The sequence below is a fragment of the Pseudomonas sp. B111 genome (assembly GCF_026428275.1).
GTDB classification, from domain to species: domain Bacteria; phylum Pseudomonadota; class Gammaproteobacteria; order Pseudomonadales; family Pseudomonadaceae; genus Pseudomonas; species Pseudomonas aeruginosa.
Genome location: NZ_CP097857.1, coordinates 4,856,481 through 4,878,725, shown reverse-complemented (window position 1 = coordinate 4,878,725; position 22,245 = coordinate 4,856,481). Strand labels below are relative to the sequence as shown.

At 67.6% G+C, this 22,245-nt stretch carries 21 protein-coding genes; 20 read left to right on the top strand and 1 reads right to left on the bottom strand.

The window, feature by feature from the left end; translation table 11 throughout:
• The first annotated feature begins 30 nt into the window (after positions 1–30).
• The 5 genes from gloA to M6E97_RS22560 all read left to right on the top strand — a co-directional run bounded on the left by gloA (position 31) and on the right by M6E97_RS22560 (position 3,213).
• A complete protein-coding gene (gene gloA, locus M6E97_RS22580; protein WP_003101793.1) occupies positions 31–561 on the top strand; it encodes a lactoylglutathione lyase in 531 nt (176 codons plus the stop codon).
• A gap of 139 nt (positions 562–700) precedes the next feature.
• Positions 701–1,711, top strand: coding sequence for a class 1 fructose-bisphosphatase (locus M6E97_RS22575; RefSeq protein WP_003110175.1), 1,011 nt, complete (start codon positions 701–703; stop codon positions 1,709–1,711).
• Between the two features lie 4 nt (positions 1,712–1,715).
• Positions 1,716–2,318, top strand: coding sequence for a DUF924 family protein (locus tag M6E97_RS22570; RefSeq protein WP_003101790.1), 603 nt, complete (start codon positions 1,716–1,718; stop codon positions 2,316–2,318).
• Between the two features lie 71 nt (positions 2,319–2,389).
• On the top strand, positions 2,390–2,647 hold the full coding sequence (bamE, locus tag M6E97_RS22565; protein ID WP_003095983.1) for an outer membrane protein assembly factor BamE domain-containing protein: 258 nt from the start codon (positions 2,390–2,392) through the stop codon (positions 2,645–2,647).
• A complete protein-coding gene (locus M6E97_RS22560) occupies positions 2,644–3,213 on the top strand; it encodes a lipocalin family protein (RefSeq protein WP_003110174.1) in 570 nt (189 codons plus the stop codon). The genes bamE and M6E97_RS22560 overlap by 4 nt, the downstream gene beginning before the upstream one ends.
• A 142-nt stretch (positions 3,214–3,355) precedes the next feature.
• Here M6E97_RS22560 and M6E97_RS22555 read toward each other — a convergent pair whose 3' ends face one another.
• Positions 3,356–4,717, bottom strand: a complete 1,362-nt coding sequence (locus tag M6E97_RS22555; protein ID WP_034005273.1) for a formimidoylglutamate deiminase — start codon at positions 4,715–4,717, stop codon at positions 3,356–3,358.
• A 100-nt stretch (positions 4,718–4,817) separates the two neighbouring features.
• Here M6E97_RS22555 and hutC point away from each other — a divergent pair, with 100 nt between their 5' ends.
• From hutC to hutG, 15 genes are all read left to right on the top strand, one after another.
• Entirely contained in the window at positions 4,818–5,570 is a 753-nt protein-coding gene (gene hutC, locus M6E97_RS22550; RefSeq protein WP_003095970.1) for a histidine utilization repressor, read from the top strand.
• A complete protein-coding gene (locus tag M6E97_RS22545; protein ID WP_024947545.1) occupies positions 5,567–6,157 on the top strand; it encodes a HutD family protein in 591 nt (196 codons plus the stop codon). The genes hutC and M6E97_RS22545 overlap by 4 nt, the downstream gene beginning before the upstream one ends.
• Before the next feature lie 141 nt (positions 6,158–6,298).
• A complete protein-coding gene (locus M6E97_RS22540; protein ID WP_003101766.1) occupies positions 6,299–7,321 on the top strand; it encodes an ABC transporter substrate-binding protein in 1,023 nt (340 codons plus the stop codon).
• Between the two features lie 15 nt (positions 7,322–7,336).
• The gene (locus M6E97_RS22535; RefSeq protein WP_033937878.1) at positions 7,337–8,275 is read left to right on the top strand and encodes a fatty acid desaturase; all 939 of its coding nucleotides are present in this window, start codon (positions 7,337–7,339) and stop codon (positions 8,273–8,275) included.
• Between the two features lie 18 nt (positions 8,276–8,293).
• Positions 8,294–9,091, top strand: coding sequence for a phosphate/phosphite/phosphonate ABC transporter substrate-binding protein (locus M6E97_RS22530; RefSeq protein ID WP_009314428.1), 798 nt, complete (start codon positions 8,294–8,296; stop codon positions 9,089–9,091).
• Between the two features lie 324 nt (positions 9,092–9,415).
• On the top strand, positions 9,416–11,095 hold the full coding sequence (hutU, locus tag M6E97_RS22525; protein WP_003095958.1) for a urocanate hydratase: 1,680 nt from the start codon (positions 9,416–9,418) through the stop codon (positions 11,093–11,095).
• Between the two features lie 107 nt (positions 11,096–11,202).
• On the top strand, positions 11,203–12,645 hold the full coding sequence (locus M6E97_RS22520; RefSeq protein ID WP_034005275.1) for a purine-cytosine permease family protein: 1,443 nt from the start codon (positions 11,203–11,205) through the stop codon (positions 12,643–12,645).
• Between the two features lie 96 nt (positions 12,646–12,741).
• Complete coding sequence (hutH, locus tag M6E97_RS22515; RefSeq protein ID WP_033991499.1) at positions 12,742–14,271, top strand: histidine ammonia-lyase; 1,530 nt, start codon at positions 12,742–12,744, stop codon at positions 14,269–14,271.
• 62 nt (positions 14,272–14,333) lie between these two features.
• The gene (locus tag M6E97_RS22510; RefSeq protein WP_034005277.1) at positions 14,334–15,737 is read left to right on the top strand and encodes an amino acid permease; all 1,404 of its coding nucleotides are present in this window, start codon (positions 14,334–14,336) and stop codon (positions 15,735–15,737) included.
• 117 nt (positions 15,738–15,854) lie between these two features.
• Complete coding sequence (locus M6E97_RS22505; protein WP_003095948.1) at positions 15,855–16,823, top strand: ABC transporter substrate-binding protein; 969 nt, start codon at positions 15,855–15,857, stop codon at positions 16,821–16,823.
• A 24-nt stretch (positions 16,824–16,847) separates the two neighbouring features.
• Positions 16,848–17,699: an ABC transporter permease gene (locus M6E97_RS22500; protein WP_003095946.1), complete on the top strand. Its 852-nt coding sequence runs from the start codon at positions 16,848–16,850 to the stop codon at positions 17,697–17,699.
• Positions 17,696–18,526: a quaternary amine ABC transporter ATP-binding protein gene (locus M6E97_RS22495; protein WP_003135837.1), complete on the top strand. Its 831-nt coding sequence runs from the start codon at positions 17,696–17,698 to the stop codon at positions 18,524–18,526. Before M6E97_RS22500 ends, M6E97_RS22495 begins: the two co-directional genes overlap by 4 nt.
• A complete protein-coding gene (locus M6E97_RS22490) occupies positions 18,523–20,055 on the top strand; it encodes an HAL/PAL/TAL family ammonia-lyase (protein ID WP_003101754.1) in 1,533 nt (510 codons plus the stop codon). Before M6E97_RS22495 ends, M6E97_RS22490 begins: the two co-directional genes overlap by 4 nt.
• On the top strand, positions 20,052–21,260 hold the full coding sequence (gene hutI, locus M6E97_RS22485; protein ID WP_003141827.1) for an imidazolonepropionase: 1,209 nt from the start codon (positions 20,052–20,054) through the stop codon (positions 21,258–21,260). The genes M6E97_RS22490 and hutI overlap by 4 nt, the downstream gene beginning before the upstream one ends.
• The gene (gene hutG, locus M6E97_RS22480; protein ID WP_003095940.1) at positions 21,253–22,053 is read left to right on the top strand and encodes an N-formylglutamate deformylase; all 801 of its coding nucleotides are present in this window, start codon (positions 21,253–21,255) and stop codon (positions 22,051–22,053) included. Before hutI ends, hutG begins: the two co-directional genes overlap by 8 nt.
• Positions 22,054–22,245: the final 192 nt, after the last annotated feature.

Sequence of the window (22,245 nt, the reverse complement as noted above, 5' to 3'; positions counted from 1 at the left end):
CCGATCCGTTTCGTTCGAGGGAATCGCCCGATGAGTTTCAACACCGAAGTACAGCCCGGCATCTGCATGGAGCCGGACGCCATCACCCAGGAATACGTGTTCAACCACACCATGTTGCGGGTCAAGGATCCGAAGCGCTCGCTCGACTTCTACTCGCGGGTGCTCGGCATGCGCCTGCTGCGTCGCCTGGATTTCGAGGAAGGCCGCTTCTCCCTGTATTTCCTCGCCATGACCCGTGGCGAAGAAGTGCCTGATGCGGTTGACGAGCGCCAGCGATATACCTTCGGGCGCCAGTCGGTCCTCGAACTGACCCACAACTGGGGCAGCGAGAGCGACGACAGCCAGTACCACAACGGCAACCAGGACCCGCGCGGGTTCGGCCACATCTGCTTCTCGGTGCCCGACCTGGTGGCGGCCTGCGAGCGTTTCGAGACGCTCGGGGTGAACTTCGTCAAGCCGCTGGACCGAGGCATGAAGAACGTGGCCTTCATCAGCGATCCCGACGGCTACTGGGTGGAAATCGTCCAGGCCAGCCTGAACGGCGAGATGGGACGCGGCTGACGACCGTCGATCGGTTGCGCGCCGCGGAAATGAACCGCGCCACCGCCGCCGATCTCCAACCGGCGGTTGCGCGGAGTCAAGCGTGACCGCCAATTCCGCGTTAAACTGCGCGGGTTTTTTCCTCTCTCCGGAGCCATCCATGTCCCGCGTTACCCTGAGCCGCTATCTGATCGAGCAGACCCGCAGCCACAACACCCCGGCCGACCTGCGCTTCCTCATCGAGGTCGTGGCGCGTGCCTGCAAGGAAATCAGCCATGCGGTGTCCAAGGGCGCGCTGGGCGGCGTACTCGGCAGCATGGGCACCGAGAACGTGCAGGGCGAGGTGCAGAAGAAGCTGGACGTGATGTCCAACGAGATCCTGCTGGAAGCCAACGAATGGGCCGGCAACCTGGCCGGCATGGCCTCCGAGGAGATGGACCACCCCTACCAGATTCCGGGGCGCTATCCGAAAGGCGCCTACCTGTTGGTCTTCGACCCGCTGGACGGCTCCAGCAACATCGACGTCAACGTCTCGGTCGGCACCATCTTCTCGGTGCTGCGCTGCCCCAGCGAGTACCTGAACCAGAACGATACCCTGCGCGAGGAAGCCTTCCTCCAGCCGGGCACCACCCAGGTCGCCGCCGGCTACGCCATCTACGGCCCGCAGACCATGCTGATGCTGACCCTCGGCAATGGCGTCAAGGGCTTCACCCTGGATCGCGAGCTGGGCAGCTTCGTCCTCACCCACGACAACATCAGCGTGCCGGAAAGCACCGCCGAGTTCGCCATCAACATGTCCAACCAGCGCCACTGGGAAGCGCCGGTGAAACGCTACGTGGAAGAACTGCTGGCCGGCAAGGAAGGCCCGCTGGGCAAGAACTACAACATGCGCTGGATCGCCTCGATGGTCGCCGACGTCCACCGCATCCTGACCCGTGGTGGCGTCTTCATGTACCCGCGCGACGCCCGCGAGCCGGAGAAGCCCGGCAAGCTGCGCCTGATGTACGAAGCCAACCCGATGTCGTTCATCATCGAGCAGGCCGGCGGCGCCGCCACCAACGGCACCCAGCGCATCCTCGACATCAAGCCGGAGAACCTGCACCAGCGTGTCGCGGTGTTCCTCGGCTCGAAGCAGGAAGTCGAGCGCATCACCGGCTACCACGCGGAGTAGGCCGATGAGCGCGCCCTGGGAGACCTTGCTCGACTGGTGGTTCGGCACCTCCAGCGATGCCGCCGAGGTGGTTGCCCAGCGCAACGGCCTGTGGTTCGGCAAGAACGTCTGCCAGGACGCCGATGCCGGCGGCCGTTTCGGCGACCTGGTGAACCAGGCGCTGGACGGCGGCTTGCAGGAGTGGACGGCCGAGGCCGATGGCTGGCTGGCGCTGATCCTGTTGCTCGACCAGTTGCCGCGGATGATCTACCGCGACACGCCGCGCGCCTACGCCGGCGACGCCCGGGCGCAACGGGTGGTGCGCGAGGGCCTGGAAAAAGGCTTCGACCGCCAGTTGCCGCCGGTGCGCCGGGTGTTCGCCTACCTGGTCCTGGAGCACGCCGAGGACCTGCCCAGCCAGGAGCGGGCGGTAGCCTGCTTCCGCGACCTGCGCGATCAGGTCGGTGGCAGCGTGCGCAAGCCCTTCGACGATTTCTACGACTATGCCGAGCGGCATCATGCGGTAGTCGCCCGCTTCGGTCGCTTTCCCCATCGCAACGCCATTCTCGGCCGCCCCTCCAGCGAGGAGGAGACGGCGTTCCTCAGGGAACCCGGTTCGCGTTTCTGACTCCAAGGCTCCGGATTTCCCCCGCGTGTGCCAAGCTGTAGGGCAGCGCTTCCCCGAACAAGGAGTTCCTCATGGCGTCGTTCCGTACCCTGGCCGTGGTCGCTTTCTGCGTCGTCCTGGCCGCCTGCAGCAAGATCAACCAGGAAAACTATTCCAAGCTCAAGGCCGGCATGAGCAAGGCCGAGGTCGAGGCGATCCTCGGCAAGCCCACCGAGTGCTCCGGCGCGCTGGGCATGTCCAGTTGCACCTGGGGCGACGAGAAGGCTTTCATCAGCGTGCAGTACGCGGCCGACAAGGCGTTGCTCTTCTCCGGCCAGGGGCTCAAGTGATCGGTCTGCCGATCCGGGTGCTCTGCACCCTGTGGCTGGGCTTGCTGCTGGTCGGTTGCGCGGGCTCGCCGAAGAATCCGCCGGCCACCGAGCAGGTCGACCTCCAGCGCTACCAGGGCACCTGGTACGAACTGGCGCGCTTGCCGATGTTCTTCCAGCGCAACTGCGCGCAATCGGAGGCGCATTACCGCTTGCAGGAAGACCAGAGCATCCAGGTGATCAATCGCTGCCTGACCCTGGATGGCGAGTGGGAGCAGGTGGAGGGGCGGGCGGTCGCCCAGCAGCCGGGACGCACCGACAAGTTGTGGGTGCGCTTCGACAACTGGTTCGCCAATCTCTTCCCCAACGTGGCGCGCGGCGACTATTGGGTGCTGGCGGTGGACGACGACTACCGCACCGCGCTGGTGGGCAATCCGAACCGTGAATACCTGTGGCTGCTGTCGCGTACCCCGCAGGTTTCGCAGCAGACCCGCGAGCGTCTGCTGGAAGAAGCGCGCAGCCGCGGTTACGCGGTGGACGAGCTGATCTGGCGGGTACCCGACGGCCAGTTGAAGCGGAGCCAGTGAAGGAACGCCCCGCCGGGGCGTTTTTTCTTTCCAGCGCCGTTCACGCCTGGCGGCTGGCGTGGGAAGTATCGGCGTTTAGCGCCCGACGGCTCGAACGAGTGGGGCGGATAAGCGCAACGCGGTTGTCCGCCGCTGCGCAGGGTCAGTCGAGCAGTTCTCCCAGCACCTGGACGAATGCCCGGGCGCTGCGTTCTTCCCCGGCATGCCGGCCGTCGCGCACCACCCATCTGCCGGCCACCATCACGTCGTGCACCTGGCGGTCGCCGCCGGCGAACAGCCAGCGGTTGAGCAGGGCGTCGCCCTCGGCGCTGGCCAGGTAGGGGTCGTTGCCGTCGAGCACCAGCAGGTCGGCGCGACGGCCCACGGCGAGACTACCGATCGGCTGCCCAAGGGCCTGGGCGCCGCCAGCCAGAGCAGCGTCGTAGAGCGTGCGGCCGATCATCGGCTGGTCGTCGCGGTACAGCCGGTTGCGTTTCCGGTCGCGCAGGCGCTGGCCGTATTCCAGCCAGCGGAGTTCCTCGACCACGCTGAGCGAGACGTGGCTGTCCGAGCCGATGCCCAGGCGCCCGCCCTGGGCGAGGAAGTCCGTCGCCGGGAAGATGCCGTCGCCGAGGTTGGCCTCGGTGCTCAGGCACAGGCCGGCCACCGCGCCGCTACGCGCCATCGCCGCCACCTCGCCGGGGTCGGCGTGGGTCGCATGGACCAGGCACCAGCGCTGGTCGACCGCGACGTTCTCGTACAGCCATTGCAACGGCCGGCGTCCGCTCCAGGCCAGGCAGTCGTCGACTTCCTTCTGCTGTTCGGCGATATGGATGTGGACCGGCAGGTCGTCGTGGCCGGCGGCGAGGACCGTGGCGATCTGCTGCGGAGTCACCGCGCGCAGGGAGTGGAAGCACAGGCCCAGGGAGTGGCCTGCCGCGTCCAGCGGCGCGCGCAGGCGCTGGAGCAGTTCCAGGTAGGCCTCGCTGCCATTGATGAAGCGCCGCTGGCCCTCGCTGGCCGGCTGGCCGCCGAAGCCTGCGTGGCTGTAAAGCACGGGAAGCAGGGTCAGGCCGATGCCGGCGGCGCTGGCGGCGCGGGAGATGCGCAGGGAAAGTTCGGCGGGGTCGGCGTAGGAGCGGCCGTCGAGGTCGTGATGGACGTAGTGGAATTCCGCCACCGCCGTGTAGCCGGCCTTGAGCATCTCGATATAGAGCTGGCGGGCGATGACCTCGATCTGTTCCGGCGACAGCCGAGCGACCATCCGGTACATCAGCTCGCGCCAGGTCCAGAAACTGTCGTTGGGATTGCCGGCGACTTCGGCGAGCCCGGCCATGGCGCGCTGGAACGCGTGCGAATGGAGGTTGGGCATCCCCGGCAGCACGGCGCCGCCGAGGCGTTCGGCGCCGTCGGCGTTGGCGTCGGGACGAATCTCGGCGAGGACTCCGTCCGCGGAAATCTCGAAACGGACATTTCGCGCCCAGCCTTCCGGCAGCAACGCACGTTCAGCGAAAATTGCGGACATAATCAGCTCACACGCAGTCTGTTTTATTTGTATATACATATACAGACGATTAAGCGGTGCGTAAACTCACTTCATCGACGCCTCGACAAGGAGTCTCTCCGTGACGTCCTCTTCTTCCGATCGTTCCCCGCTGGCCTCGCAACTCGGCGAGGTACCGGCGCCGCTCTACGCGCGGGTCAAGCAGATGATCGTCAGCCAGATCCAGTCGGGCGCCTGGCCGCCGCACCACCGGGTGCCCTCCGAGAGCGAACTGGTCAGCCAGCTCGGCTTCAGTCGCATGACGATCAATCGCGCCCTGCGCGAACTGACCAGCGACGGCCTGCTGGTGCGCATGCAGGGGGTCGGTACCTTCGTCGCCGAGCCCAAGGGCCAGTCGGCACTGTTCGAGGTGCACAATATCGCCGACGAGATCGCGGCCCGCGGGCATCGCCATCGTTGCCAGGTGATCACCCTCGGCGAGGAGGTCGCCGGCCCCGAGCGCGCCCTGGCACTGGACGTGCGCGAAGGCCAGCGGGTGTTCCACTCGCTGATCGTGCACTACGAGAACGATATCCCGGTGCAGATCGAGGACCGCTACGTGAACGCCGCGGTGGCGCCGGACTACCTCAAGCAGGATTTCACCCGGCAAACGCCCTATGCCTACCTGACCCAGGTGGCGCCGCTCACCGAGGGCGAGCATGTGGTCGAGGCGATCCTCGCCGAGCCGGCCGAGTGCAAGCTGTTGCAGATCGAACGCGGCGAGCCGTGCCTGCTGATCCGCCGCCGCACCTGGTCCGGGCGTGTCGCGGTGACCGCCGCGCGGCTGCTGCACCCGGGTTCCCGCCACCGTCTGGAAGGACGCTTCAGCTCATGAGCGAATTCCGCATCCTGCGCGCCGTCGACTACCCGAGAATGCCGTGGAAGAACGGCGCCGGCTCCACCGAGGAGATCGCCCGCGACGGCGGCGACGGCCTGGACGGCTTCGGCTGGCGCCTGTCGATCGCCGATGTCGGCGAGTCCGGCGGCTTCTCCCGCTTCGCCGGTTACCAGCGGATCATCAGCGTGCTGGAGGGCGGCGGCATGCGCCTGCGGGTGGATGGCGCGGAATCCGCGCCGCTACGCGCGCGGCAGGCCTTCGCCTTTTCCGGCGACAGTGAGGTGCACTGCACCCTGCTCGATGGAGCTATCCGCGACTTCAACCTGATCTATGCGCCCCGGCGCCATCGCGCGCGCCTGCAATGGCTGCGGGTCGAGGGCGAGCTGGACTGGCACGGCACGGCGAGCACGCTGCTGCTGTTCGCCCAGCAGGGCGGGGTAGCGATTTCCTTGCAAGGGCAACCTCGCGGGCAACTGGCTGCCCACGACTGCCTGTGCGCCGAGGGACTGCAGGGCTTGCAGTATTGGCGCCTGACGGCACACGAGCCGGCGTGGGTCTGTGCGGTGGAACTCGATTCGCTGTGATTTGCCGGCGCCGCCAGGAAAAAGCGTCTACACCGAAAGGGTAGGCGCTTTTGTCTATCCAAAGAACCAAACGTTATTAATCCAATATTTTTAATGCCTATATAGTTCCGCATGCCGTCCGACTCCAACCGGGAGACCCGCATGCCCCCGCTTCGCCAGATCCTCGCCGTCCTCGCCCTGGGCGCCAGCCTCGCCAGCCAGACCGCCGTCGCGGCGGAATGCCCGTACCCGGGCAAAGTGGTGTTCGCCGGGCTGAACTGGGAAAGCGGCATGTTCACCACCGACCTGTTGCGCTACGTACTGGAAAAAGGCTACGGCTGCGAGACCGACGCGCTGCCGGGCAATACCGTGACCATGGAAAACGCCCTGCGCCAGAACGATATCCAGGTCACCGGGGAGCAATGGGCCGGGCGTAGCCCGGTGTGGCGCGCGGCGGAGGAGGCGGGCGAGGTGTTCTCCGTCGGCGAGACGGTGAAGGGCGCCACCGAGGGCTGGTGGGTGCCGGAGTACCTGGTCAAGGGCGACCCGCAACGAGGCATCGAGGCGAAGGCGCCGGAGTTGAGGTCGGTCGCCGACCTGCCGCGCTACAAGGCGCTGTTCCGCGATCCCGAGGAGCCCGCCAAGGGGCGTTTCTACAACTGCCCGACCGGTTGGACCTGCGAGATCGTCAACAGCCAGAAGCTCAAGGCCTACAGGTTGCAGGACAGCTACACGAACTTCCGCACCGGCACCGGCCCGGCGCTGGATGCGGCGATCAGCGCGGCCTTCCGGCGCGGTGAGCCGGTGCTTTTCTACTATTGGTCGCCGACTCCGTTGATGGGCCGTTTCAAGCTGGTGCAACTGGAAGAGCCGCCGTTCAGCGAGAAGGCCTGGGCCACCCTGTCCGATCCGAAGAACCCCGACCCCATCGGTTCCCGCTCGTTGCCGGCGAAGATCACCATTGGCGTTTCCCGCGATTTCCATGACAAGGCGCCGGCGTTGGTCGAGCTGTTCCGCAAGGTCGAGATCCCCTTGCCGCTGTTCAACGAGCTGCTCGCCGACATGGCGCAGAATCATCGCGAGGTCGGCGAGGTGCGTGCGCAGTTCCTTCGCCAGCATCGCGAAATCTGGAGCCACTGGGTGCCGGCCGAAGTCGCCGCGCGCCTCGATACCTCCCTGAAGTAAGCCTCGCCAGCCTTCATGGCGCACTACCTGAGCGGGCGTCAGCGCACCCAGGTGCGGCGGCTCCAGGATACCTTCCAGGCGCGCAGCGAATGGCCGACCTGGCTGCTGATCGCCTGCCTGTACGGCGGTTGGGCACTGCTCGCCAGCCAGTATCGGCATTGGGGCTGGCCGGTGCTGGCGGGGCTGGTGCCGTTCGCCTCCCTCTACATGTCGTTGCAGCATGAGCTGATCCATGGCCACCCGACCCGCTGGCCGAGGTTCAACGCCATGCTCGGCTACCTGCCACTGGCCGTCTGGTATCCCTATCCGCTGTACCGTGACAGCCACTTGCGGCACCACCTCGACGAGCAACTGACCTACCCGGGGCTGGACCCCGAGAGTCGCTACGTCAGTCTGTCCGAATGGCCGCGCCTGGGCTCCTGGCGGCGGCGCTGGCTCTGCCTGGACAAGACCCTGCTCGGTCGCGCCACCCTCGGCCCGCTGCTGGCCCTGGCGGCGATGGCGCGCCTGGAGGGTTCGCGGTTGCGCCAGGGAGAGGGCGCCGCCTGGCGCCTGTGGGGCCTGCATGCCGTGCTGCTGGGCGGGTTGCTGGCCGGGCTTTGGCGCTGGGCGGGCATCCCGCCCTGGTTGTACCTGCCGGCGGTGGCCTATCCGGCCCTCGGCCTGAGCATGCTGCGCTCTTTCTACGAGCACCGTCCGGCCCGCGAGCCGGCGCAGCGCAGCGTGCTGGTCGAGGCGGGGTGGCCGTGGCGGCTGCTGTTCCTCAACAACAACCTGCATCTGGTCCACCACGATCTGCCGGGCCTGCCCTGGTACCTGCTGCCGCGCGTGTATAACGCAAGCCGCCGTGCCTACCGGCGACGCAGTGGCGATTTCCACCTGCCCGGCTATGGTCGTCTATGGCGGCGCCACGGTTGGCGGCCGGTGGATGCGCCGGTGCATCCCGAGCATTGAAGGCAGGCGGACGAGAGCATGATCGATACCCCGGTGGTGGCGGCGCTGGACATGTATGTCGAGCCGGACTGCGTCAGGCAGGCCGGCGCAACCTTCATCGGCGAGGTCTGCCGGCGCCTGGGCGTGCGCCGTTACGCGCCGGCCGCCGCCGATCTGGCGGTGCAGTGGCGACAGCCTAACCTGCTGTTCGCGCAGACCTGCGGCTATCCGCTGATGACCCAGTTGCGCGGCCAGGTGGCGGTGCTCGCGGTGCCCAGCTACGACTTGCCCGATTGCGCTCCCGGCGAGCATTGCAGTCTGTTCGTCGCCGCCGAAGGACAGGCGCGCCAGCGCCTCGGCGACTTCCGCAATACCCGCCTGGCGCTCAACGACCACGACTCCAACAGCGGCATGAACCTGCTGCGCCATGCGCTGGCGCCGCTGGGGCGAGACTCGGCGTTCTTCGCCGAAGTGCGCATCAGCGGCGGCCACCTGCGCAGTCTGGCGATGGTGGCGGCGGGTGAGGTCGAGCTGACCTCGGTGGATGCAGTGACCTTCGGCTACCTGCAACGCCACGCACCGGAGCGTCTGGCCGGCCTGCGCGTGCTCGGGCGCAGCGCGCCGAGCCCGGCCTTGCCGCTGATCACCTCGCTGCACTGGAGTGCGGCGCAACGCCGCGAGCTGTTCGAAGCGCTGAACCTGACGCTGATCGAGTGCCCGCACCTGGCCGCGACACTGGCGCTGAAAAGCTTCCTCCCGGCCGGCGAGGAGCATTACCGGATTCTCCTCGACTACGAGCGTCAGGCGCAGGGCTGGGGTTACCCGCAATTGCGCTGAACGATGTTACCGAAGGCCCCAAACCGGTGCGCGCACGCTTCGAACACGTGCATCCAGAGCCGTTCCGGCAGGTTCCTTTTCCGGAGAAGAGGCCACCTTCGCTAATTCTTAACTCCAGAAAAATCAGTGGGTTGAATGAGATTCACGGGGGTGTGCAGATATCGCCGGAGGGCGTGACGGCAGAATTGGCCCTTCCTTTGCTTATACTTGTATGTACAAGCATAGATGTGTTCGGTAGACCCAGCCCGACCTCTGCTTCGTCCCCGAATTCAGGCGCACCCTCGCGGGGCGCCGCCCGTTGAACGCCACGCCCAGGAGCCTGCCGTGACCACCCCGAGCAAATTCCGCGATATTGAAATCCGCGCCCCGCGCGGCACTACGCTGACCGCCAAGAGCTGGCTGACCGAAGCGCCGCTGCGCATGCTGATGAACAACCTCGACCCGGAGGTCGCGGAGAACCCCAGGGAACTGGTGGTTTACGGCGGCATCGGCCGCGCCGCGCGCAACTGGGAGTGCTACGACAGGATCGTCGAGACCCTCAAGCAACTGAACGACGACGAGACCCTGCTGGTACAGTCCGGCAAGCCGGTCGGCGTGTTCAAGACCCACGCCAACGCGCCGCGGGTGCTGATCGCCAACTCCAACCTGGTGCCGCACTGGGCGACCTGGGAACACTTCAACGAACTGGACGCCAAGGGCCTGGCGATGTATGGCCAGATGACCGCCGGTTCGTGGATCTACATCGGCAGCCAGGGCATCGTCCAGGGCACCTACGAAACCTTCGTCGAGGCTGGCCGCCAGCATTACGACGGCAACCTCAAGGGCCGCTGGGTGCTTACCGCCGGCCTTGGCGGCATGGGCGGCGCCCAGCCGCTGGCGGCGACCCTGGCCGGCGCCTGTTCGCTGAACATCGAGTGCCAGCAGAGCCGCATCGACTTCCGCCTGCGCAGTCGCTACGTCGACGAGCAGGCCAAGGACCTGGACGACGCCCTGGCGCGGATCCAGCGCTACACCGCCGAAGGCAAGGCCATCTCCATCGCCCTGCTGGGCAATGCCGCCGAGATCCTTCCGGAACTGGTTCGCCGCGGCGTACGCCCGGACATGGTCACCGACCAGACCAGCGCCCACGATCCGCTCAACGGCTACCTGCCGGCCGGCTGGAGCTGGGAAGAGTACCGCGACCGCGCGCAGACCGACCCGGCCGCCGTGGTCAAGGCCGCCAAGCAGTCCATGGCGGTACACGTGCGGGCCATGCTGGCGTTCCAGCAGCAGGGCGTGCCGACCTTCGACTATGGCAACAACATCCGCCAGATGGCCAAGGAAGAGGGGGTGGCCAATGCCTTCGATTTCCCCGGCTTCGTCCCGGCCTACATCCGCCCGCTGTTCTGTCGCGGCATCGGTCCGTTCCGCTGGGCCGCGCTGTCGGGCGACCCGCAGGACATCTACAAGACCGACGCCAAGGTCAAGCAACTGATCCCCGACGATGCCCACCTGCACCGTTGGCTGGACATGGCCCGCGAGCGCATCAGCTTCCAGGGCCTGCCGGCGCGCATCTGCTGGGTTGGCCTGGGGCTGCGCGCCAAGCTCGGCCTGGCCTTCAACGAGATGGTGCGCAGCGGCGAGCTGTCCGCGCCGATCGTCATCGGCCGCGACCACCTCGACTCCGGCTCGGTGGCCAGCCCCAACCGCGAGACCGAGGCCATGCAGGACGGCTCCGACGCGGTGTCCGACTGGCCGCTGCTGAACGCCCTGCTGAATACCGCCAGCGGCGCCACCTGGGTCTCGCTGCACCACGGCGGCGGCGTGGGCATGGGCTTCTCCCAGCACTCCGGGATGGTGATCGTCTGCGACGGTAGCGACGAGGCCGCCGAACGCATCGCCCGCGTGCTGACCAACGACCCGGGGACCGGGGTGATGCGGCACGCCGACGCCGGCTACCAGGTCGCCATCGATTGCGCGAAGGAGCAGGGCCTGAACCTGCCGATGATCACCGCCCAGCGCTGACCTCGGAAACCGCCTCCACGCCGGCGGGGCGTGGGGGCGGCCGCCCACTGTCCCGACCAGGCCACAACAAGAATGGCGGCGCGCGAGCCGCAGCGGAGTACAGCAGCATGACCCAGGGCAGCGACAGCAAGCCACTGATCGAACGGCGCTCGATCGACTACATCCCGGCGAACGAGCGCCACGGCCGCCTCTACAGCCAGTTCACCCTCTGGCTGGGGGCTAACCTACAAATCACCGCCATCGTCACCGGCGCCCTCGCCGTGGTCCTCGGCGGCGACGTGTTCTGGTCGCTGGTCGGCCTGCTCATCGGCCAGCTCCTCGGCGGCGCGGTGATGGCCCTGCACGCCGCGCAGGGGCCGCGCCTGGGGCTGCCGCAGATGATTTCCAGCCGGGTGCAGTTCGGCGTCTACGGCGCCTGCATCCCGATCGCCCTGGTGTGCCTGATGTACCTGGGCTTCACCGCCACCGGCACGGTGCTTTCCGGCCAGGCCATCGGCCAGCTCACCGGGCTCAGCGACAGCGCCGGGATCTTCATCTTCGCCGCCCTCATCGTCCTGGTGACGGTGCTCGGCTATCGCGTCATCCACATCATCGGGCGGATCGCCAGCGTCCTCGGCATCATCGCCTTCGTCTACCTGTTCAGCCGCCTGATGCTGCTCAGCGACATCGGCGACCTGCTCGCCATCCGCCATTTCAGCTGGGCCTCGTTCCTCCTCGCGGTGTCCCTGGCGGCGTCCTGGCAGATCGCCTTCGGCCCCTACGTGGCCGACTATTCACGCTACCTGCCGGCGTCCACCTCGTCGTGGAAGACCTTCCTCGCCGTCGGCCTCGGCTCGGTGCTCGGCGCCCAGGCCTCGATGGTCCTCGGGGTGTTCTCCGCAGCCCTGGCCAACGGTCAGTTCGCCGGCCGCGAGGTGGCCTACATCGTCGGCCTGGGCAGCAGCGGGACCGTCGCCGCGCTGCTCTACTTCAGCATCGCCTTCGGCAAGGTGACCATTTCCACGCTGAACTCCTACGGAAGCTTCATGTGCATCGCGACCATCATCAGCAGCGTACGCGGTCAACTGGAGATCACCCGCGTGCAACGCCTGTTCTTCGTCCTCGCGATCGTCGGCGCCTCGACGCTCATCGCGCTGCTCGGCCAGCACTCGTTCCTCGCTGCGTTCAAGTCCTTCATCCTGTTCCTGCTGACCTTCTTCACCCCGTGGAGCGCGGTGAACCTGGTCGACTACTACTTCATCACCCGCGAGCGCTATGACGTGCCCGCGCTGGCCGACCCCGACGGCCGCTACGGTCGCTGGAACCTGCCGGGAATCGCCGTCTATACCCTCGGCGTGCTGGTGCAGATGCCGTTCCTGGCGACCACGCTGTACACCGGACCGATGGTCGAGCACCTTGGCGGCGTGGATATCTCCTGGATCATCGGCTTGCTGGTGCCGGCGGTCCTCTACTACCTGGTGGCGCGGCGCAAGGCCACGCGCCAGGCCCCGGCGCGAATGATCCTGCCGGCCGATCCCGGCGCCTTCGAACGTCCCGCGCACGGGGCCTGAGACGAATTTCCAGGGCGGCGCGGCCGCCTTCAATCCCATGAAACGCCGCCGGCGGACGGCGCTGCCGAGCCCGCCGAACCGAACAAGGAGCCTTCGATGAGCCTGTATCTGAAACCCGGCCAGCTGACCCTGGCCGACCTGCGCCAAGCCTACCTGGCCCCCGTGCGCCTGAGCCTGGATCCCAGCGCCGACGCGCCGATCGCCGCCAGCGTCGCCTGTGTCGAGAACATCATCGCCGAGGGCCGCACCGCCTACGGCATCAACACCGGCTTCGGCCTGCTGGCCTCGACGCGGATCTCCCCGGCCGACCTGGAGAAGCTCCAGCGTTCCATCGTCCTGTCCCATGCCGCCGGCGTCGGCGAGGCGCTGGACGACGCTATGGTGCGGCTGGTCATGCTGCTCAAGGTGAACAGCCTGGCTCGCGGGTTCTCCGGCATCCGCCGCAAGGTGATCGACGCGCTGATCGCGCTGATCAACGCCGAGGTCTATCCGCACATCCCGCTGAAAGGCTCGGTGGGCGCCTCCGGCGACCTGGCGCCGCTGGCGCACATGTCGCTGGTGCTGATCGGCGAAAGCCGGGCGCGCCATCGCGGTGAGTGGCTGCCGGCCGCCGAAGCGCTGGCGGTGGCCGGGCTGGAGCCGCTGACCCTGGCGGCGAAGGAAGGCCTGGCCCTGCTCAATGGCACCCAGGTATCGACCGCCTACGCGCTGCGCGGGTTGTTCGAGGCCGAGGACCTGTTCGCCGCCGCCACCGTCTGCGGCGGGCTCAGCGTCGAGGCCATGCTCGGTTCGCGGGCGCCGTTCGATGCGCGCATCCACGCCGCGCGCGGCCAGCGTGGGCAGATCGACGTGGCCGCGGCCTATCGCGACCTGCTCACCGCCAGCAGCGAGGTGGCGCGTTCCCATGAGAAGTGCGACAAGGTCCAGGACCCCTATTCGCTGCGTTGCCAGCCGCAGGTGATGGGCGCCTGCCTGACCCAGATGCGCCAGGCCGCCGAGGTGCTGGAGATCGAAGCCAACGCGGTTTCCGACAACCCGCTGGTATTCGCCGCCGAGGGCGACGTGATCTCCGGCGGCAACTTCCACGCCGAACCGGTGGCGATGGCCGCCGACAACCTGGCCCTGGCGCTGGCCGAGATCGGTTCGCTGTCGGAACGGCGCATCTCGCTGATGATGGACATGCACATGTCGCAGTTGCCGCCGTTCCTGGTGGCCAACGGCGGGGTCAACTCCGGCTTCATGATCGCCCAGGTCACCGCCGCCGCGCTGGCCAGCGACAACAAGGCCCTGGCCCATCCGGCCAGCGTCGACAGCCTGCCGACCTCGGCCAACCAGGAAGACCACGTGTCGATGGCGCCGAACGCCGGCAAACGGCTCTGGGCGATGGCCGAGAACGTCCGCGGGATTCTCGCCGTGGAATGGCTGGGCGCCTGCCAGGGCCTGGACTTCCGCGAGGGCCTGAAGAGTTCGCCGAAGCTGGAGCAGGCTCGCCGCCTGCTGCGCGACAAGGTGCCGTACTACCAGGAGGATCGCTTCTTCGCCCCTGACATCGAGGCCGCCAGCCAGTTGCTCGCCAGCGGTTGCCTGAACGCGCTGCTGCCGGCCCGGCTGTTGCCGAGCCTTTGATACCCGCCCCCGGCCGCTCGGCCGGGGCGCTCCAGCAAGAACAACAACAGGAGAGCCGAGGGATGACGCACGACACGGGGCTTCGGCGCGGGCTGAACGCCCGTCATATTCGTTTCATGGCACTGGGGTCGGCGATCGGCACCGGCCTGTTCTACGGTTCCGCATCGGCCATCCAGATGGCCGGGCCGGCGGTGCTGCTGGCCTACCTGGTCGCCGGCGCGGCGGTGTACATGGTGATGCGCGCGCTCGGCGAGATGGCGGTGCACGAGCCGGTGTCCGGCTCGTTCGGCCATTACGCCAGCAGCTATCTCGGCCCCCTGGCCGGGTTCGTCACCGGCTGGACCTACGCTTTCGAGATGATCATCGTCTGCCTCGCCGATGTCACCGCGTTCGGCATCTACATGGGGTTCTGGTTTCCCGACGTGCCGCGCTGGATCTGGGTACTGTCCATCGTGCTGTTCATCGGCGGGCTGAACCTCTGCCATGTCAAGGTCTTCGGCGAGCTGGAGTTCTGGCTGTCGCTGGTCAAGGTCGGCGCCATCGTCGCGATGATCCTCGCCGGGCTCGGCATCATGTTCTTCGGCTTCAGCCTGGATGGCGCGGCGACGTCCGCCACCGGCGTGCACAACCTGTGGCAGCACGGCGGCTTCCTGCCCAACGGTTGGGCCGGGCTGGTCGCGTCGCTGTCGGTGGTGGTGTTCGCCTTCGGCGGCATCGAGATCATCGGCATCACCGCCGGCGAGGCGCAGGACCCGCAGCGGGTGATCCCGCGGGCGATCAATGCGGTGCCGCTGCGCATCCTGCTGTTCTACGTGCTGACCCTGTTCGTGCTGATGGCGATCTTCCCCTGGCAGCAGATCGGCAGCAACGGCAGTCCCTTCGTGCAGATCATCGACGGCCTGGGGATCGAGTCGGCCGCGGCGATCCTCAATGTCGTGGTGATCACCGCGGCGATCTCTGCGATCAACAGCGACATCTTCGGCGCCGGTCGCATGCTCTACGGCATGGCCCGCCAGGGCCAGGCGCCGGTCGGCTTCTCGCGGGTGTCGCGGCACGGCGTGCCGTGGATGACCGTGTTGCTGATGGCGGTGGCCCTGCTGCTCGGCGTGGCGCTGAACTACCTGATCCCGCAGAGCGTATTCCTGCTGATCGCTTCCATCGCCACCTTCGCCACCGTGTGGGTCTGGCTGATGATCCTCCTGGCCCAGGTCGGCATGCGCCGGCGCATGGGGCCGCGCCAGGTCGCCGCGCTGAAGTTCCCGGTGCCGCTGTGGCCATTCGCGCCGGCGGCGGCGATCGTCTTCATGCTGTTCATCTTCGTGGTGCTCGGCTATTTCCCGGACACCCGCCCGGCCCTGTGGGTCGGGGCTATCTGGATCGCCGTGCTGGTGATCGCCTACCGGCGCTGGGTCAGGCCGAAGGGCGATGCCGCGCATGGCGTGCTTCAGGCCCAGGGAGGGCTGTGACGGAACCGACGGCGGCCTGAGCCGCCGGCCAATAACAATGATCGAGGCCGTTCCCCCGGGCGCGGCCCGCAGGTTTTCCAACTGCCTTTCCCAATCGTGCATCTGGAGCGTCGAACCATGCGATACAAGAAGTCGATGTTGAGTGTTCTCTGTGCCCTCGGCCTGCTCGCCGCCGCGGCGGGCGCCCAGGCGGAAGGTTGGTGCGAGTCCGGCAAGGCGGTGAAATTCGCCGGGCTGAACTGGGAGAGCGGGACGCTGCTCACCGAACTGATGCAGTTCGTCCTGGCCAAGGGCTACGGCTGTACCACCGACAGCCTGCCGGGCAACTCGATCACCATGGAGCAGGCGCTGAGCACCAATGACATCCAGGTCTTCGCCGAGGAGTGGATCGGCCGCAGCGACGCCTGGAACAAGGCCGCCGCGGCCGGCAAGGTGGTCGGCGTCGGCGAACCCATCGTCGGCGCGGTGGAGGGCTGGTACGTGCCGCGCTACGTGATCGAGGGCGACCCGCAGCGCAAGCTCGAGGCGAAGGCGCCGAAGCTGCGCTCTATCGCCGACCTGGCGCAGTACGCCGAGGTCTTCCGCGACCCGGAAGAACCGGGCAAGGGGCGCTTCTACAATTGCCCGGCCGGCTGGACCTGCGAGCTGGAGAACAGCGAGATGCTGAAAAGCTACGGCCTGGAGGAGACGTTCACCAATTTCCGTCCGGGCACCGGCCCGGCACTGGACGCGGCGGTGCTGTCGAGCTATCGGCGCGGCGAGCCTATCCTGTTCTACTACTGGTCGCCGACGCCGCTGATGGGCCGCGCCGACCTGGTGCGCCTGGAGGAAAGGCCCGGCGTCGACAAGCGCATCAGGATCCAGGTCGGCCTGTCGCGGACCTTCCACGACCAGGCGCCGGAGCTGGTGGCGGTGCTGGAGAAGGTCAACCTGCCGGCGGAGCTGCTGAACAGCGACCTGGCGCGGATGGCCAAGGACAGGATCGATGCAGCGCGCCTGGCGCGCGAGTTCCTCAAGGAGCACCCCGAGGTCTGGCACGCCTGGGTCGACGAGGACGCGGCGAAGAAGATCGAAGCGGCACTCTGAACCCACGACCGACGAGAGCAGACCATGTTTCCCGAACGCCTGACATTTTCCATCGCCGACTGGGTCAACGCTTGGGTCGACGCCCTGGTGACCAACTACGGCGACCTGTTCCGCAAGATCTCCGACACCCTGCTGTGGGCCATCGTCAACCTCGAAGGGCTACTCCGCGCCACGCCCTGGTGGCTGTTGCTGGCGATCGTCGCGGCGATCGCCTGGCACGCCACCCGGCGCCTGCTGCCGACCCTGGTGATCACCGGCCTGCTGTTCCTGGTCGGCGCCGTCGGCCTCTGGGACAAGCTGATGCAGACCCTCGCGCTGATGCTGGTGGCGACCTTCATCTCGGTGCTGATCGGCATCCCCCTGGGCATCCTCGCCGCGCGCAGCAACCGCCTGCGCGCGGTGCTGATGCCGCTGCTGGACATCATGCAGACCATGCCCAGCTTCGTGTACCTGATCCCGGTGCTGATGCTGTTCGGCCTGGGCAAGGTGCCGGCGATCTTCGCCACCGTGATCTATGCCGCGCCGCCGCTGATCCGCCTCACCGACCTGGGCATCCGCCAGGTCGACAGCGAGGTGATGGAGGCGGTCAACGCCTTCGGCGCCAACCGCTGGCAGCAGCTGTTCGGAGTGCAGTTGCCGCTGGCCCTGCCGAGCATCATGGCGGGGATCAACCAGACCACCATGATGGCCCTGTCGATGGTGGTGATCGCTTCGATGATCGGCGCCCGCGGCCTCGGCGAAGACGTACTGGTGGGCATCCAGACGCTGAACGTGGGCAAGGGCCTGGAAGCCGGCCTGGCGATCGTCATCCTCGCGGTGGTGATCGACCGCATCACCCAGGCCTACGGCCGTTCCCGGCACGAGACGAGCAAATGAGCGGTGCGCAGATGAACAAGATCGAAGTGAAGAACGTGTTCAAGATCTTCGGCCCGCGCGCCGATGCCGCGCTGGCGCTGATCCGCCAGGGACGCAGCAAGGCCGAAGTGCTGGCGCAGACCGGCTGCGTGGTCGGCGTCAACGACCTGTCGCTGACCATCGGTGCTGGCGAGATCTTCGTGATCATGGGCCTGTCGGGTTCCGGCAAGTCGACCCTGGTGCGCCATTTCAACCGCCTGATCGACCCCACCAGCGGCGAGATACTGGTGGATGGCGAGGACATCCTGCGCTACGACATGGAAGCCCTCCGGCAATTCCGCCGGCGCAAGATCAGCATGGTGTTCCAGAGTTTCGGCCTGCTGCCGCACAAGAGCGTGCTCGACAATGTCGCCTACGGCCTGAAGGTTCGCGGCGAAAGCCGGGCGCAGTGTCACGAGCGGGCCCTGCACTGGATCGCCACGGTGGGCCTGAAGGGCTACGAGAAGTCCTATCCGCACCAGCTTTCCGGCGGCATGCGCCAGCGCGTCGGCCTGGCCCGCGCGCTGGCCGCCGACACCGAGATCATTCTCATGGACGAGGCCTTCAGCGCCCTCGACCCGTTGATCCGCGCGGACATGCAGGACCAGTTGCTGGAACTGCAGAAAACCCTGCACAAGACCATCGTCTTCATCACCCACGACCTCGACGAGGCGGTACGCATCGGCAACCGCATCGCGATCCTCAAGGACGGCCAACTGATCCAGGTCGGCACACCACGGGAAATCCTCCACCAGCCGGCCGACGACTACGTCGACCGCTTCGTCCAGCGGCGGGTGGCGAACCTATGAGCGACCTACCGAGCGTCGTGTTCGGCGACGGTCCGCTGCGTTGGCAGGAACTGGTCGCGGTGGCCCGGCACGGTGCGCGCCTGGAACTGTCGGCGGCGGCCTGGGCACGGATCGACAACGCCCGCGCCATCGTCTGCCGTATCGTCGCCAATGGCGAGCGTGCCTACGGCATCAGTACCGGCCTCGGCGCGCTGTGCGACGTCCTGCTGGAAGGCGAGCAGCTCGCCGAGCTGTCGCGCAACACCTTGCTCAGCCATGCCTGCGGGGTCGGCGAGCCGCTGCGCGACGAACAGACCCGGGCGATCATCTGTGCCGCCGTCGCCAACTACAGCCAGGGTAAGTCCGGGCTCGACCGTTCGCTGGTGGAAGGGCTGCTGGCGCTGCTCAACCACGGGATTACCCCGCAGGTGCCGGCCCAGGGCTCGGTGGGCTACCTGACCCACATGGCGCACGTCGGCATCGCCCTGCTCGGCATCGGCGAGGTCAGCTACCGCGGCAGCGTCGTGCCGGCCGCCGCCGCGTTGGCGGCGGAAGGCCTGGCGACGGTGCGCCTGGGAGCCAAGGACGGGCTCTGCCTGGTCAACGGCACGCCGTGCATGACCGGCCTCGCCTGCCTGGCCCTGGACGACGCGCAGCGCCTGGCGCAGTGGGCCGACGTGATCGGGGCGATGAGCTTCGAGGCCCTGCGCGGCCAACTGGCGGCGTTCGACGCCGAGATCGTTGCGCTCAAGCCGCATCCCGGGATGCAGCGGGTCGCCGCCAATCTGCGGGCCTTGCTGGCTGGCAGCCAGGTGCTGGAGAACGCCCGCGGCATCCGCACCCAGGATGCCCTGAGCATCCGCTCGATACCGCAGATCCATGGCGCCTGCCGTGACCAGTTGGCCCACGCGGCGCGGCAGATAGAGACCGAACTCAACTCGGCCACCGACAACCCGCTGCTGCTGGGTACGCCGGAGGCCTACCGGGTGGTATCCCAGGCCAATCCCCACGGCGAATCGGTGGCGATGGCCGCCGACCTGCTGGCGATCGCCGTGGCCGAGCTGGGCGGGGTCGCCGAGCGGCGCCTGGATCGCCTGGTCAACCCGCTGGTCAGCGGCCTGCCGGCGTTCCTGGTGGGCAAGCCGGGAGTCAACTCGGGGATGATGATCACCCAGTACGTCGCCGCCTCCCTGGCCGGCGAGAATCGCCAGCTGGCGCAGCCGGCGGTGGTCGACAACTTCGTCACCTCGGCGCTCCAGGAGGACCACCTGAGCCTCGGCACCAGTGCCGCGCTCAAGCTTGGCAGGGCCCTGGAGAACCTCCGGCGGATCCTCGCCATCGAGTACCTGCTGGCCGCCCAGGCCTTCGAATTCCTCGCCCCGCAACGCTTCGGCCAGGGCACCGCGGCGGCCTGGGGCATCCTGCGCGAGCGCGTGCCCGCGTACGACACCGACCGCTGGCTGGCTCCTGACATCGCCAGCGCGGCGGCCATCCTCGGCGAGCGGAAGAGTCTCGCCCGGCTGGCCGCGAGCATAGGAGACCTGCAATGAAACGACTCTGGCAGCATTGCCATGCCGCCACCCTCAAGGGCGGCAAGTACTCGATCGTCGAGGACGCCGCCCTGGTCACCGACGGTCCGCTGATCCACTGGATCGGCCCGCGCGCCGAACTGCCGCCCGACGACTACGCCGAACGCATCGACCTCGATGGCGCCTGGCTGACCCCGGGGTTGATCGACTGCCACACCCACGCGGTGTTCGGCGGCAACCGCAGCGGCGAATTCGAGCAGCGCCTGGAGGGTGTCAGCTACGCCGAGATCGCCGCCGCCGGCGGCGGTATCGCCAGCACCGTACGCGCCACCCGCGAGGCCAGCGAGGAAGAATTGCTGGCCAGCGCGCGCAAGCGCCTGGACCCCTTGCTGCGCGACGGCGTGACGGCGCTGGAGATCAAGTCCGGCTACGGCCTCGACCTGGCCAGCGAACGCAAGATGCTACGAGTCATCCGCCGCCTCGGCGAACGCCTGCCGGCGACCGTGCGCAGCACCTGCCTGGCCGCCCATGCGCTACCGCCGGAATACGCCGGGCGCGCCGACGACTACATCGAGCATATCTGCTCGACGATGCTCCCCGCGCTGGCCGGGGAGGGACTGGTGGACGCGGTGGACGCCTTCTGCGAGCACCTGGCGTTTTCCCCGGCGCAGGTCGAGCGGGTATTCATCGCCGCCCGCGAGCTGGGCCTGCCGGTGAAGCTGCACGCCGAGCAGCTATCCTCGCTGCACGGTTCCAGCCTGGCGGCGCGCTACCGGGCTTTGTCGGCCGACCATCTGGAGTACATGACCGAGGACGACGCCCGGTCCATGGGCGAGGCGGGCACCGTCGCGGTGCTGCTGCCGGGCGCCTTCTACCTGTTGCGCGAGACCCAGCTGCCGCCGATCGATGCCCTGCGCCGGCACGGCGTGGCCATGGCCATTGCCAGCGATCTCAATCCCGGCACCTCGCCAGCGCTGTCGTTGCGCCTGATGCTGAACATGGCCTGTACCCTGTTCCGCCTGACCCCGGAGGAGGCGCTGGCCGGCGTCACCCTGCACGCCGCCCGGGCGCTGGGGCTGGAAGCCCGCCACGGCAGCCTGGAGGTTGGCAAGCTGGCCGACTTCGTCGCCTGGGACATCGAGCGTCCGGCGGAGCTGGCCTACTGGCTGGGCGGCGATCTGCCGAAACGCGTCATTCGCCACGCCGAGGAGGTATACCGTGGATGAAGTCCTGAGTTTCAAGCGCGGCCGCGTGCCGCTACTGATCAGCATGCCGCACCCCGGCACGCGCCTGACCCCGGCGGTGGACGCCGGCCTGGTGGAGGAGGCGCGGGCGCTGACCGATACCGACTGGCACATTCCCCGGCTCTACGATTTCGCCGAGGAACTGGGCGCCAGCACCCTGGCTGCCCACTATTCGCGCTATGTAGTCGATCTCAACCGCCCTTCCGACGACAAGCCGCTGTACAGCACCGCCACTACCGGCCTGTATCCGGACACCCTGTTCGACGGCCGGCCGCTCTACCGCGAAGGCATGGCGCCGTCCGCCGAGGAACGCATGCGCTACCTGGCCGAAGTGTGGACGCCCTACCACCGGACCATCGCCGAGGAACTGGCGCGGCTGAAGGCCGAGTTCGGCTACGCGTTGCTCTGGGACGCCCACTCGATCCGTTCCCACGTGCCGCACCTGTTCGACGGCCGACTGCCCGACTTCAATCTCGGCACCAACGCCGGCGCCAGTTGCGATCCAGCGCTGGCGGCCCGCCTGGAGGCGGTCTGCGCTGCCGCCGAAGGCTACAGCCATGTGCTCAACGGGCGCTTCAAGGGCGGCCACATCACCCGCCACTACGGCCAGCCGGAGCAGCACGTCCATGCCGTCCAGCTGGAGCTGGCGCAGTGCACCTACATGGACGAGCAGGCCCCGTTCGCTTACCGCGCGGACCTCGCCGAAGCGACCCGCGCAGTCATCCGCGAACTGCTGGAAAGCCTCCTCGCCTGGGGTCGCGAGCGCTACGCCTGAGGTGCTCGGAGGCGGCGGACGCCTGGCCCGTCCTGGCGGACGTGAATGCCGCGGATGGGGTGGGGTGTCCGTGTCGGCATTCTGGAAATTTTCTGTTACAAATTTATTGAGGTCAGCGTTGATGCGGCCGGGAGGCCGAGTGCGCAAAGAGTTGCACAACTGTTCTCCTCTATCCTCTCGGCCAGCATTTCC

Coding starts and splice junctions, on each gene's coding strand:
- gloA (WP_003101793.1), top strand. CDS start 31: ATGAGTTTCAACACCGAAGTACAGCCCGGCATCTGCATGGAGCCGGAC.
- M6E97_RS22575 (WP_003110175.1), top strand. CDS start 701: ATGTCCCGCGTTACCCTGAGCCGCTATCTGATCGAGCAGACCCGCAGC.
- M6E97_RS22570 (WP_003101790.1), top strand. CDS start 1,716: ATGAGCGCGCCCTGGGAGACCTTGCTCGACTGGTGGTTCGGCACCTCC.
- bamE (WP_003095983.1), top strand. CDS start 2,390: ATGGCGTCGTTCCGTACCCTGGCCGTGGTCGCTTTCTGCGTCGTCCTG.
- M6E97_RS22555 (WP_034005273.1), bottom strand. CDS start 4,717: ATGTCCGCAATTTTCGCTGAACGTGCGTTGCTGCCGGAAGGCTGGGCG.
- M6E97_RS22545 (WP_024947545.1), top strand. CDS start 5,567: ATGAGCGAATTCCGCATCCTGCGCGCCGTCGACTACCCGAGAATGCCG.
- M6E97_RS22540 (WP_003101766.1), top strand. CDS start 6,299: ATGCCCCCGCTTCGCCAGATCCTCGCCGTCCTCGCCCTGGGCGCCAGC.
- M6E97_RS22535 (WP_033937878.1), top strand. CDS start 7,337: ATGGCGCACTACCTGAGCGGGCGTCAGCGCACCCAGGTGCGGCGGCTC.
- M6E97_RS22530 (WP_009314428.1), top strand. CDS start 8,294: ATGATCGATACCCCGGTGGTGGCGGCGCTGGACATGTATGTCGAGCCG.
- M6E97_RS22520 (WP_034005275.1), top strand. CDS start 11,203: ATGACCCAGGGCAGCGACAGCAAGCCACTGATCGAACGGCGCTCGATC.
- hutH (WP_033991499.1), top strand. CDS start 12,742: ATGAGCCTGTATCTGAAACCCGGCCAGCTGACCCTGGCCGACCTGCGC.
- M6E97_RS22510 (WP_034005277.1), top strand. CDS start 14,334: ATGACGCACGACACGGGGCTTCGGCGCGGGCTGAACGCCCGTCATATT.
- M6E97_RS22505 (WP_003095948.1), top strand. CDS start 15,855: ATGCGATACAAGAAGTCGATGTTGAGTGTTCTCTGTGCCCTCGGCCTG.
- M6E97_RS22500 (WP_003095946.1), top strand. CDS start 16,848: ATGTTTCCCGAACGCCTGACATTTTCCATCGCCGACTGGGTCAACGCT.
- M6E97_RS22495 (WP_003135837.1), top strand. CDS start 17,696: ATGAGCGGTGCGCAGATGAACAAGATCGAAGTGAAGAACGTGTTCAAG.
- M6E97_RS22490 (WP_003101754.1), top strand. CDS start 18,523: ATGAGCGACCTACCGAGCGTCGTGTTCGGCGACGGTCCGCTGCGTTGG.
- hutI (WP_003141827.1), top strand. CDS start 20,052: ATGAAACGACTCTGGCAGCATTGCCATGCCGCCACCCTCAAGGGCGGC.